Source organism: Leptolyngbya sp. Cla-17, assembly GCF_016807185.1.
Taxonomy (GTDB): domain Bacteria; phylum Cyanobacteriota; class Cyanobacteriia; order Leptolyngbyales; family Leptolyngbyaceae; genus ULC077BIN1.
The window spans coordinates 1,684,427-1,697,112 of sequence record NZ_JAEVYN010000002.1; the positions used below are offsets into that span (position 1 = coordinate 1,684,427).

Consider the following 12,686-nt stretch of genomic DNA (forward strand, 5'->3'; position numbering starts at 1 on the left):
ACCTGCTAGAGAGTCATTTGATTCAAACCACGCTGGATGGAGCAATTTTGACGGGATGCTGTATTTTCAACTGGCACCCGGAAGAAGTGGATTTTTCTAAGGTGCAGTGTCGTTATCTCTACACCCAGTTCAACCATACGGAGAAAAAGCCAACCGATCGCGTTCCACAAGGACGTGAATTTGAACCGGGTGAAATGGGCACCTATTACCAAGATGACCACACAGGAGTGGATTTATATTTTACCGAGTCTGTCAATTGGGAAGTGTTGGCATTTACTCTGGTGCAGGTTGCGGCTGAAGAGCCAGGGCTGATTTTGCAGATAAAATCCTATGAGCCTGTAGAAGGCAATTATTGGGTTAAGCTGTCTGCCAATCGCACGGTGAATTCTAAAGTGCTAGCAAGGCGGGTATTTCAGCTTTATCCAGAGCTGCAACAGCGTTTTTTGTCACATCGACCAGAAATTTTGAGCTTGCTGGGAATTGCATTGGCGGAAACTGGAGAAGCTGTCGCAACATCAGCGGCTCAGCGATCGCCCCAAATGCCGAGCGATCGTCGCGCTCATCTTTATCAAGAAGTAGTTCGTCAGATTCAGCATATTTTGGTCACTCAAGCACCAGATCAATTAGTCGATAGTGTTCAGCGATTGCTGGACTATCTACAACAAGAAGGCATTGCCACAAAAGACATTCAGCGCAAGGTCATTAGTCAAGCAGTCGCTCAACGTGCCAAACGAGATGAAGCCTTTCGAGAAAATTTGCTGAAATGGAGCGCCCAAGCACCAAACTCTGTTCGTTTATCTGCCGTTGGGCAAGCCCTCCGGGTGGCGATCGCTCTTTTTAGCAGTTCTCCGCCCTCGAAATCTTAGGCAGAATGAAAACCGGGCACAATTTCATCGCCCCCAACGTCTTGCTATGGAGATTGACTGAACCTTGTAGGGCAGAACGGTCTGCCCTTTTTTTATCAAAAGTCATCCTGTTTTCAAGCATCTTTGCGGATCGCTTTCATCACCTATAGCAACCCTCTTTCAATAAAGATTATGTTTTGAAGAAATATTTTGGTCCATCTGAATTTATAAACTCCAAGCCTGCTACTACTTGAAGCTGATCAATGAACTCAGCAGTTATCTCTAATGCTAAATTTACAGGAAGCGCAGTGTTTGTGCTGGAAGACTGAAAGACAAACTCTGATAGATTTCCACATCTTTCTAGATCAGTTAAACCTACTTGTCCAAAAACAGCTTCACGGCAAGCGTTAGAAAATTCAGGAGCGTATCTCGCTGTAGTTTTCATATCTGAAATAATCATTTCTGACTGTAGCTTCATCCATTCAATGGTTGATTTAAATGCGCTAAGTGGTAAAACACCTCCACTACGACTAAGATTCAAATGATTCTCCGCTAAAGAAAGAACTATGGTTGTTAACTCCCTTAAAATCCGAGTAATGTTCTTTCTTTCTGATGAGTCATAACTTTGCGGCAAAATATAGTTTTCCTTTGCATGAAATAAGCGGCAGCGTACATCACGGTAAATTTTTCTGATTATTTCTTCATCTACAGCCGGAAAGCCTGAAATGTTATTAGCCTCATCCTTAAGTACTCGTTTTAACCATACAAGCTCAGATTCGTTACTTCTTTTGGGGCTAATTGAAGTAACTAAAAGTTCAAGAGCTAAATACATATTCCGATAGGCATCTGAAAGATCATCTGTGATTTGCGATAGTCGAAAATATCTTAGACTTTCATGATATTTCTGTGGATGCAAACTATCACTTGATATGCTGCTTGCTCCAGATTTCACTTTGTATACACAAACTACTCTCAGGATTTGTTGAGAACTTTCCCGCCACCAAATTAGATGTTCATCAGAGGCTCTGTGAATAGAAAGATTTGCAATGCCGCTAATACAAAGTAAATCAAGCCCCCTTTGAGCTACTTCATATAATTCCTCAGCAAGAGAATCTGGATTATTCAACCCTTTACTTCTAATAACCACGTAAGGATTAGTTTGCTGAACCTCAACTTCTGACTCTGGCTCAACTATGACAATTTTGCTTTCTGGACATTCCTTTTCTGACAAAAGAAATGCAGCACCGCAATCAAAGTTAGAGCTTTTGTTGGCTATTTCAATGTTTCCTAACTTCGCCATGTTTCTACTAGTAATAGCGGCAATATGTTGGGCGATCGCTCAATTGAAAATATATCAAAAAAGCAGCAACCTACTAAGATTGCTGCATTGGAAAACACCACTTCGTTTTTAGCAATCAGCCCGTTTAAGACACAGGGCTAAGCAACTTACCCGTAGAGGTTTCTGGGTTCACCTCCGGCGAATCTTTCTCAGATGGAGGCACCGCTTGCCAGAATTTTGGCAGATATGCCGCCCAGTTGTCCAAGATTTTCTTGGCTTTGGGGCTACCTGTATGCTCAGCGTGTGCTTGAATCAGCTCTTTGAGTTGCTGTTCGCCTACAGGGGAAGTAATTCTCTGGGGCTTGATGATTTCCAAGTTGACCTTGGCAGAAAAACTGCCGTCTTCATCCAGGAAGTAGGCGAGTCCGCCCGTCATGCCAGCGCCAACGTTGCGCCCTGTTTTGCCCAGTACCACAATCACGCCGCCCGTCATATATTCGCAGCAGTGGTCGCCAGCGCCTTCAATCACCGCTTTGGCTTGAGAATTGCGGACGGCAAACCGTTCACCTGCCAAACCTAAAGCATATAAAGTGCCACCAGTCGCTCCGTAAAGGCAGGTATTGCCGATGATCACGTTCTCGGATGGATCGTAGTCAGCGGCAGCAGGAGGAAAAATAACGATTTCGCCGCCGTGCATGCCTTTGCCCACATAATCGTTGGCTTCCCCTTCCAGGGAAAGAGTCATACCAGGTAGGTTAAAGGCTCCAAAGCTTTGACCCGCTGACCCATTGAAATTGAGCGTGAGGTGTCCGCTAAAGCCGCTGTTGCCATATTGTTTAGCGATCGCGCCTGCCAGTCTGGCACCTATAGTCCGGTCGGTGTTTACCACTTTCCAGGTTTTGGTTAAGTTGGTTTGGTTAGCAATAGCTGCTTGAATATCGGCATCCGCCAAAATCTCGTCATCCAGGACAAAGCCATTGCTGTGGACCGCTTCATGGATTAACCAGGCACGATCATCGCGGGTATCCGGTAGTTTGGTCAAGCAGTCTAAATTTAAGCTGTGGGTTTTGGTCAGGGTTACGCCTTCCCGCATCTTCAGCAAATCCGCACGTCCAATCACGTCTGAGAGAGATTGGTAGCCCAAACGAGCCAGCAGCGATCGCACCTCTTCCGCCACAAAAAAGAAGAAGTTCACCACATGCTCAGGAATCCCCGTAAACCGCTTGCGGAGTTCTTCTTTTTGGCTGGTTACGCCCACAGGACAGTTGTTGGTGTGGCAAATCCGCGCCATAATGCAGCCTTCCGCAATCATGGCGATCGTGCCAAAGCCAAATTCTTCACCGCCCATTAACGCTGCCATGATGACATCCCACCCGGTACGGATGCCGCCATCTACTCGCAGCAACACGCGATCGCGGAGTTTGTTCTGCATCAACACCCGGTGCACTTCTGTTAGTCCCAGTTCCCAAGGGCTACCCGCATGTTTGATCGAACTCAGCGGCGAGGCTCCAGTGCCGCCTTCGTGCCCTGAAATTTGAATCACATCAGCGTTCGCTTTTGCCACACCCGCCGCGATCGTGCCAATGCCCACTTCTGCCACCAGTTTTACCGACACTTTGGCTGTTGGGCTAATCTGGTGCAAATCAAAAATCAGTTGGGACAAATCTTCAATCGAGTAAATATCATGGTGGGGCGGCGGTGAAATCAGCGTCACGCCTGGTTTAGAGCGGCGCAGCATGGCAATATATGGGCTGACCTTATTGCCCGGAAGCTGTCCCCCTTCTCCCGGTTTGGCACCCTGAGCTACCTTAATTTCTAGCTGCTGGGCACTAATCAAATATTCTGGAGTGACCCCAAAGCGACCGGACGCAATTTGTTTGATGGCAGAACTAACGCGATCGCCGTTTTGCAAGCCTTTTAGGTGAGGCAATGTGGCGGATTGCCCGTTTTCATCCACGTCATTCAGGGTTTGGAAGCGAATCGGATCTTCGCCGCCTTCGCCAGAATTGGATTTGCCACCAATTCGGTTCATGGCGATCGCCAGGGTTTCATGCGCCTCGCGGGACAACGCTCCCAACGACATGCCGCCGGTGCAGAATCGCTTGACGATATCAGCCGCCGATTCTACTTCCTCTAGAGGAATAGAGGGGCGATCGCTCTTAAGATCCAGTAAGTCACGCAGTGCTGTAAGTGGACGACCAGCCATGTATTCTTGGTAAAGCTGATAATGGTCGTACTGATTTTGCTTCACGGCTTTATGAAGATGCTTGGTCATCTCTGGGCTGTTAATGTGAAATTCGCCCCCCGGACGAGAATTGACGAACCCTAAATTTTCCAGCTTTTTGATAGTCAATTCTGGAAAAGCACGTTGATGAATTGCCAGCACTTCATGCGCCAGTTCGGCTATGTTTAATCCCCCTAACCGAGACGCAGTGCCCAAAAAGCCGAGATTGAGCAAGTCGCCGCCAATACCAATCGCCTCAAAGATCTGTGCACCGTGGTAGCTCGACAGCAGCGAAATTCCCATCTTCGACATAATCTTCAGCAAACCGTCTTCGATCGCCCTGCGGAAGTTGGTTTCGGCTGCTACTAGGGTAATTTGCTTCAATTTACCCCGCTCCATAAAGCCCTGGGTTTTAGGATCGTGCCACCACTGACGCACCGTTTCCAACGCCAAATAAGGACAAACTGCACTGCCGCCAAATCCAATTAGGCAAGCAAAGTGATGAGTACTCCAGCATTGTGCGGTATCAACGACAAGGGATGCTTTCATCCGTAAGCCCTGCCGAATCAGATGATGGTGAACCGCACCCACCGCTAGCAAGGGAGGAATATAGCTAAAGTCGGCGCTGATCTTAGCAGGGGTGTTATCTTGAGCAGCGCGATCGCTCAAAATCAGAATTTTCTTGCCCGATTGTACCGCTGCTGTTGCTTGCTGACAGAGTTCTATTACTGCTTGCAGCAAACCATCAGGACCCAAATCAATTTTGAACAACGTCGAAAGAGTTGCCGTCTCAAACCCAGATTGTCGAATTTGATCCAGTTCTGCATCATTCAGCACTGGACTATCCAGCTTGATCAGTCGGGCCGATTCTGGCTTCGCTTCAAGTAAGTTGATGCGTTCGCCTAACTGCATCGCTAGAGACATGACTAAGCGCTCGCGATACGGATCGATCGCCGGATTGGTTACCTGAGCAAAACGCTGCTTGAAATAGTCATACAGCACGTGGGGCTTAGCAGACAGAACCGCTAAGGGAATATCATCCCCCATGCAAAAAGTGGGTTCCTTACCCTGAGCCGCCATCTCCTGAATGGTTAATTCTACGTCTTCCGCTGTAAAGCCAAAGGCTGTTTGGTAGCGTAGAAACTCTTGCTGTTCCAACTTCGGGGCTTCGTTTTCAAACGGCTGAACCGCTAACTCTTGACGATGCTGCTTTAACCATTCACCGTAGGGATGGGCTGAAGCAACTTGCTGCTTAATTTCCCAATTTTTGAGGATTTTGTGGGTTTGCAAATCGATCGCAATCATCTGCCCTGGACCAAGCCGTCCTTTCTCCAAAATTTCGGCTTCAGGAATGTCTACCACGCCTGCTTCGGAAGAAACCACAATGTAGCCATCCCGGGTAATCACATATCGAGCCGGACGTAGCCCATTGCGATCGAGCGAAGCACCCACCACTTTGCCATCGCAAAATGCCAGGAGAGCTGGACCATCCCACGGCTCTTGAATGCCACTGTAATATTCGTAGAAATCGATAATTTCTGGATGGTCGGCTAAATCAGGCTGATCGGTGTAAGCCTCTGGCACCATAATCATCAGGGCTTCTTGAGGGCTACGACCCGATCGCACCAACAGTTCACACACATTGTCTAGGTTGGCAGAGTCACTATTCTGCATCCGCACGGTCGGCAGCAAGTCAGGCAGACGATTTTTGAGCCCCTCTCCACTCTCAGAGTTTCCGCTGACGTGCCAGCATTGATGCACCAAATCCGGCTGCTTTGCCATCATCCAATTGATGTTGCCCAGTAAGGTATTAATCTCGCCATTGTGCCCCAATAATCGCATGGGTTGAGCTAAGGGCCATTTAGGTAAGGTATTAGTGCTAAAACGGCGATGATAGAGGGCAACTGCACTCTTGTAAGCTGGCTGTTTCAAGTCGGCATAAAACTCACCCAGCACTGCCGATCGCACCATGCCCTTATAAACAATCGTGCGGTTGGAGAATGAACAGAGGTAAAAGTCCTCTACTGCTTTTCCGACCCCCTTTTCCGCTACTTGCAAAACCCGCTTGCGAATCAGATATAGTTGTCGCTCTAATTCGTCACCTTGCAGCGTAGATTGCACAAAAAATTGCTCGATCTGCGGCTGATTTTCTCGCGCTTGAATACCTAAGCACTCAGGATGCACGGGCACCACGCGCCACCCTAAAACCGTTGTTCCTTCTTCAATGGAAACTTGCTCAAGGGTTGTGCGGGCGATCTCAGCTACAGATGCATCTTGAGGCAAAAACACCATGCCCACACCAATGTGTGCCCGTTCAGATTGAATATTCTCGGCTGCAAACCAGGCATCGAAAAGCTCCCAAGGGATGGAGGTCATTACGCCAGCGCCATCTCCAGAATCTTGATCGGCGCTGCATCCGCCCCGATGTTCCAGGCAGGTTGCAGCAATCAATGCTTTTTCAACCAACTCATGGCTAGCACGCCCTTGCTGGTCGGCAATAAACCCAACTCCACAAGCATCCCGCTCTTCCACTAGCCAGCGTTGCCCTTCATATCCACTATTTGCTTGATTGCTATCCTGATTCACAGTTGCGTTAGCCATGACAATGACGTATTTCGTTCAGTTAGTAGGGTGATTTTTTAACGAGGTCTATTTAATGTAGGTTTTGTTTTTGAGATTCTTAAGGGCTTTCACGGCATCATCACTACCCATCTCAGGGCTATAAAATGCAGACGCTTTGTCAGAAAACCAAAAAACAAAATCCCTAGAAGATCACTATAAAAGGAATCTTTGCTAAAAAAACGGTTTGAGATTCATAACATTACAGGGAAAAGACTGTGAATAAGAGTACAGCAGGAACCAAACACACCTATAACAGGTCGGCTAAGTCAGCTTTAACCAGCAATTCTGTGTAGAGGCGTTGCCGAGGTGAGTGTGATTTTCTGCTCTAGAGTCCGACCTTCCTTCTCACTCTGGCAAAGTTTGAAGGCAACTGCTAAAAATTTTTTCTATAGGTGCTATTCCCGAATTAATCAATGCCCTTTTAAGGTAAAGACTGCTTTATAAATGTATATCTTTATTCTGAACTTTATTTAGTTATATGCAATGAGGAAAAAGAAATGAGTGCCAAACGATACTCAACGGTGCTAAAAAGACGGGTTAGCGCTCAGCAAGTGCGATTGATCGGTAGCATCGTGAGCGCATTATTGCTTCTGGGTATTTCAAGCCCTTCTCAGGCGCTTGCGACCGTTCGGCAGGGAACGCAAATTTCGCTGAATGGGCAGACTCTCTCTGCGCCTTGGAGTCAGTGGCAAGATGATGCTGGGTTGCGGATTGGGATCAGCGATCGCGCCCTAACTCCCACTGTCGGCATTCAACTTCTCACTGCCAACACTGTTACTCAGCAGCCCATTCAATGGTTTACTCCACCTCAATTGCAGCCAAGCGCCCTATTCACACGCTTGATCTCGTCTCAGCGCTATTTAGATATAACGGATATGGCAGCTCAAAGCGGCTGGCAGATGAAAGTTGCTGATTCCGCCCTGCAAATCACATCCCCAGTTGCCAACATGTTGGCGATTCGTCAAGGTCATCCAGCTTGGGGCGATCGCATCGTGATTGAATTAGACCGCTCAACCCCATGGCAGACCGATTCTACTAATCAAGAAGTTATTCTGACTCTCAACGCTCAAGTTATGCCCAATATTCTGCAACAAATGAAGAACGCCTCTGGCAAATATTTTCAGTCGGTCAGCGTTGAGTCATTAGGCAATCAAACCCGCGTCCGATTGAGGATTGCTAACGGCATTCAACCCCGCATCTGGAGTCTTGCAAAGCCTGATCGTATTATTGTGGATATTCGTCCTGATAGTCTGATTGAACGCAATGTTTTGTGGGCACCTGGGTTGCGCTCCCGGCAACAGACTCTGGCGATCGGCACCAATCGAGTGCCTGTCACCTGGCTAGAACTCGATCCTCGTCACCCGGGGCTGAGCCTGAAGCCGATTGTGCCTAACCTGTCCTCCATGATGGGAATTGCCCCCCTTGCCCAAACCGCGCAGCAAGCGCAGGTCACCGCCGCGATTAATGGCGGATTTTTTAACCGCATTCGGCAGTTGCCCTTGGGTGCCGTTCGCGTAGATGGACGGTGGTTGTCGGGTCCGATTCTAAATCGAGGCGCGATCGCCTGGGATGGATCAGGCAATTTTGCTTTTAAACGCCTTACCCTGCAAGAAACTCTCACCACTTCCACCGGACAACGCCTGGCAATTACGCATCTCAACAGTGGCTACATTCAAGCAGGCATTGCTCGATATACGGCTGACTGGGGCGCGACCTATACTTCCCTATCAGACAATGAGCTAATCATTTCAGTACAAAACAATGGGGTTGTGAGCCAACAGCCCTTGGCAAAAGCAGGTAGCGCTGGAGTGTCTATTCCCAGTAATGGCTATTTACTAGTGCTGCGCTCAAATCAATCCATCGCTTCTGCACTAGCGCCGGGAACACTACTACAACTAGATAGCAGTACCGATCCACAGGAGATAAATCGCTATCCCTATGTTCTTGGCGCTGGACCTTTATTAATTCAAAATTCGCAGATTGTGTTGAACTCAAAAATAGAAGGATTCAGCAACGCTTTTGCCGCCGAAACCGCACCTCGCAGTGCGATCGCTCAAACAAACGCTGGTCAGATCCTTTTGGTTACCGCTTACGAAAAACTGAATGGTAGCGCACTCACCTTAACTGAAATGGCACAAATTCTCCAGCAGCTTGGTGCAATTAACGCCCTAAATTTAGATGGTGGTAGCTCCACCACGCTTTACCTAGGCGGACAAGTCATTGATCGCCCTCCTAACTCAGCCGCCCGCGTTCACAACGGAATCGGCATCTTTCTTCGCTAGATTTTTCAAGTTTGCGTTGCTCATGCTCGCCTCTATCCCCCAACATAAAGACAGCTTTTTAGAAAATAGTTAAATATGTGGATTCAATCAATTTAAGGGGATTTGAGGTGCCAAGTCATTAGAAAAATTTGCTATGGTAACGCACGGGAGGTACTCTTCCCACCTACCCCATGATGATTAAGCTTAAGGAGAATTCATCGTGCCTTCCACTCAAGAGATTCAAGAGATTCAAGCACTTACTCTATCCGACGTTGCCCCCTTGTCTGTTACATCCGGTGAATCACGCCCTTGGGGATCTTTCACCATTCTTGAAGAAGGTCGAGGATACAAAATTAAGCGAATTGAGGTGAAGTCTGGTCACCGCCTTAGCCTACAAATGCATCATCACCGGAGTGAACATTGGATCGTAGTTTCCGGTACTGCCAAGGTTGTTTGTGGGGAAGAAGAACTTATATTGCACAGCAATCAATCGACTTATGTACCTCAATGCACAGCTCATCGCTTAGAAAACCCTGGAGTAATTCCGCTTGTTCTGATAGAAGTTCAAAACGGCGAATACCTTGGTGAGGACGATATCATTCGCTTTCAAGATGATTATGCCCGTACTGCTGCAAAGTAAGCTAGTCAAATATATAGTGTGATAACCTGCCGGCAGGTTTCTTCAGCAATTTCAACTCTAAGTGCAATGATCCAACTCAGTGCTTCCGCCACTAACGAAGTTTCACGGCTTAAAGCAAAAACGCATAGTGCTGACTCAAAACTTCGGATCTCAGTATTATCTGGAAGCTGTCTCAATTTCTCCTATTCGCTCACGTTCGATAGAGATGCTCAGCCTGAAGATCATGTATATCAGAGCGCTAGTATTTCGGTACTTGTGAGTTCCAAAGCCTTACCATACTTGAATGGGTTGGTTCTTGACTATTCAGAAGACTTGATGGGCGGTGGCTTCCGCTTTCATAACCCCAATGCTATCCAGTCTTGCAGTTGTGGCAACTCTTTCTCTATTTCTAATGATGGCTAGGGCTTTAGGTACTTCCTGAAAAAAATTGAATAATAGGCAGTAGCGTATCGAATAAAAGAAATATGGTAGACTAGAATTTCTGCCAACTTCCAATACTTTCGACTTTAAAGCTTTGTGATATTTTGCACTGAAGCCGGACGAGAGAATACTTTGAAAAGTTGGAAAAAGCCAAAACGATAAGACTGCCGTACTAACTCTAGACATGCCTACAATTCAGCAACTCATTCGTAGTGAACGTCAAAAACTAATTAAGAAGACGAAGTCTCCGGCACTAAAAAGCTGCCCTCAGCGCCGTGGGGTTTGCACTAGAGTCTATACTACAACGCCAAAGAAGCCTAACTCGGCACTGCGTAAAGTTGCTAGAGTTCGCTTGACCTCTGGTTTTGAGGTAACAGCTTACATCCCAGGTATCGGTCACAACCTACAAGAACATTCTGTTGTAATGATACGGGGCGGGCGTGTTAAAGACCTGCCAGGTGTCCGGTACCATATAATTCGTGGCACTTTAGATACCGCAGGTGTAAAAGACCGTAAGCAAGGACGTTCTAAGTACGGAGCAAAGCGACCCAAAGCCGCTAAGTAACTGTGAACGGCTAAATGCAGTGGCTTCTCTGTGCTTTCAAGCCTCGAGAGTCTCTTGCTAAGTTTGGGTAATATGCTTGAATGTCGTTGTTTGATCTTCAGACTGTTTGAGTGCTTCAGAGTGTCTGAAAAATTTTCTGATTTATTTTCTTGTTAACTGAAGGTTATTTGCTTTATGTCCCGTCGTACGGTTATTCAGAAACGTCCTGTTCCCCCTGACTCGGTTTACAACTCTCGTCTTGTCACAATGATGTCAAGAAGAATTATGGAGAGTGGCAAAAAATCCCTAGCTTCACGCATTATTTATGATGCCTTTAAGGCTATTGAGCAGCGTACAGGTTCTGACCCGATGGGAGTCTTTGAACAGGCAGTTAAAAACACTACTCCTTTGGTAGAAGTTAAAGCTCGCCGTGTTGGTGGAGCAACCTATCAGGTACCAATCGAGGTTCGTTCAGATAGAGGAACTGCACTTGCTCTTCGTTGGTTGATTCAATTTGCTCGCCAGCGCGCTGGTAAAACCATGTCAAGTAAATTGGCAAATGAGTTGATGGATGCAGCGAATCAGACAGGTAGTGCGATTCGTAAGCGTGAAGAGACACACCGCATGGCAGAAGCTAACAAGGCATTCGCTCACTATCGCTATTAGATTAAATTTTTTCCTTGATAGCAGAGTATCAAGGTTTTATAAGGCAATAGTGCTGACACTGTTGCTACAGAGACCAAGGAGGTAGCTGTGCCCCGTACTGTCCCGCTAGAACAAGTTAGAAACATTGGTATTGCTGCGCATATTGATGCGGGCAAAACAACAACGACAGAGCGGATTTTGTTCTACTCTGGTGTGGTTCACAAAATGGGTGAAGTTCATGAGGGGACTGCTGTAACCGATTGGATGGATCAGGAGAGAGAGCGTGGTATTACAATCACTGCTGCTGCAATCACTTCTGCTTGGACTCGGCGCGATCCCCGACATCCTACTCAGCCAATGCTGGGTGAACCTGAGTATAAGATAAATATTATTGATACCCCAGGGCACGTAGATTTCACGATAGAAGTTGAGCGCTCTATGCGTGTTCTCGATGGAGTTATTACAGTACTTTGCTCTGTGGGAGGAGTCCAACCTCAAACTGAGACTGTGTGGCGGCAAGCAGACCGCTATAACGTACCTCGGATTATTTTCATCAACAAGATGGATCGAACCGGAGCAAACTTTTTCAAGGTTCATCAGCAGGTCTGCGATCGCTTACGCGCTAATGCTGTCCCGGTTCAAATCCCGATTGGTAATGAAGATCATCTTAGGGGAATTGTTGATTTGGTGCGGATGAGGGCTTATCTCTTTAACAACGACTTAGGCACTGATATTGAAGAGGCTGATATTCCATTAGATGTTGCTGAAATCGCCGAAGAGTATCGTCTTAAGTTAATCGAATCTGTTGCTGAAACAAATGACACACTAACTGAAAAGTATCTAGACGGTCAAGAGCTAACTCAGGAAGAGATTAAATTAGCTCTTCGAAAAAGCACTCTCAGTGGTGCAATTGTACCCGTAGTGTGTGGTTCCGCCTTCAAGAATAAAGGTATTCAGCTCTTGCTGGATGCGGTCATAGATTATTTGCCCGCTCCTGTCGATGTCCCCCCCGTTCAAGGTCTTACTTTGACGGGTGAAACGGTTACACGTACTGCGGATGATGACCAGCCCTTGGCGGCATTGGCATTCAAAATCATGGCAGATCCTTACGGTCGTCTGACCTTTGTTCGTGTTTATTCAGGTGTTTTGCAGAAAGGTAGTTATGTACTAAATGCAGCCAAGGATAAAAAAGAAAGAATTTCTCGC

The 12,686-nt window shown here is 47.0% G+C and carries 8 protein-coding genes and 1 pseudogene; 7 read left to right on the plus strand and 2 right to left on the minus strand.

The features are described from left to right. A pseudogene (locus JOY44_RS18855) lies at window positions 1–866 on the plus strand (low-complexity protein); the annotation flags it as partial. Between the two features lie 169 nt (window positions 867–1,035). Here JOY44_RS18855 and JOY44_RS18860 read toward each other — a convergent pair. Beyond that, window positions 1,036–2,145: a hypothetical protein gene (locus JOY44_RS18860; RefSeq protein ID WP_171575115.1), complete on the minus strand. Its 1,110-nt coding sequence runs from the start codon at window positions 2,143–2,145 to the stop codon at window positions 1,036–1,038. Between the two features lie 124 nt (window positions 2,146–2,269). Then, on the minus strand, window positions 2,270–6,949 hold the full coding sequence (gltB, locus tag JOY44_RS18865) for a glutamate synthase large subunit (RefSeq protein WP_171575116.1): 4,680 nt from the start codon (window positions 6,947–6,949) through the stop codon (window positions 2,270–2,272). A gap of 518 nt (window positions 6,950–7,467) precedes the next feature. Between gltB and JOY44_RS18870 the strand changes: the two genes are divergently transcribed. The 6 genes from JOY44_RS18870 to JOY44_RS18895 all read left to right on the plus strand — a co-directional run. Then, window positions 7,468–9,252 (plus strand): phosphodiester glycosidase family protein, encoded by a 1,785-nt coding sequence (locus tag JOY44_RS18870; RefSeq protein WP_171575117.1) that lies wholly within the window; start codon window positions 7,468–7,470, stop codon window positions 9,250–9,252. A 199-nt stretch (window positions 9,253–9,451) separates the two neighbouring features. Further along, window positions 9,452–9,871, plus strand: a complete 420-nt coding sequence (locus tag JOY44_RS18875; RefSeq protein WP_171575118.1) for a cupin domain-containing protein — start codon at window positions 9,452–9,454, stop codon at window positions 9,869–9,871. A gap of 66 nt (window positions 9,872–9,937) precedes the next feature. Then, window positions 9,938–10,273: a HesB/IscA family protein gene (locus tag JOY44_RS18880; protein ID WP_171575119.1), complete on the plus strand. Its 336-nt coding sequence runs from the start codon at window positions 9,938–9,940 to the stop codon at window positions 10,271–10,273. 202 nt (window positions 10,274–10,475) lie between these two features. Continuing rightward, entirely contained in the window at window positions 10,476–10,856 is a 381-nt protein-coding gene (gene rpsL, locus JOY44_RS18885) for a 30S ribosomal protein S12 (protein WP_171575120.1), read from the plus strand. A gap of 174 nt (window positions 10,857–11,030) precedes the next feature. Next, window positions 11,031–11,501, plus strand: coding sequence for a 30S ribosomal protein S7 (gene rpsG / locus JOY44_RS18890; protein WP_171575121.1), 471 nt, complete (start codon window positions 11,031–11,033; stop codon window positions 11,499–11,501). Window positions 11,502–11,588: 87 nt separating this feature from the next. Beyond that, window positions 11,589–12,686: elongation factor G (locus tag JOY44_RS18895; protein ID WP_171575122.1), on the plus strand; the 1,098-nt coding region annotated here is incomplete at its 3' end.

What these genes read in the sequence shown, in the direction of transcription:
- JOY44_RS18860 (WP_171575115.1), bottom strand. Translation starts at nt 2,145, where the DNA reads ATGGCGAAGTTAGGAAACATTGAAATAGCCAACAAAAGCTCTAACTTT.
- gltB (WP_171575116.1), bottom strand. Translation starts at nt 6,949, where the DNA reads ATGGCTAACGCAACTGTGAATCAGGATAGCAATCAAGCAAATAGTGGA.
- JOY44_RS18870 (WP_171575117.1), top strand. Translation starts at nt 7,468, where the DNA reads ATGAGTGCCAAACGATACTCAACGGTGCTAAAAAGACGGGTTAGCGCT.
- JOY44_RS18880 (WP_171575119.1), top strand. Translation starts at nt 9,938, where the DNA reads ATGATCCAACTCAGTGCTTCCGCCACTAACGAAGTTTCACGGCTTAAA.
- rpsL (WP_171575120.1), top strand. Translation starts at nt 10,476, where the DNA reads ATGCCTACAATTCAGCAACTCATTCGTAGTGAACGTCAAAAACTAATT.
- rpsG (WP_171575121.1), top strand. Translation starts at nt 11,031, where the DNA reads ATGTCCCGTCGTACGGTTATTCAGAAACGTCCTGTTCCCCCTGACTCG.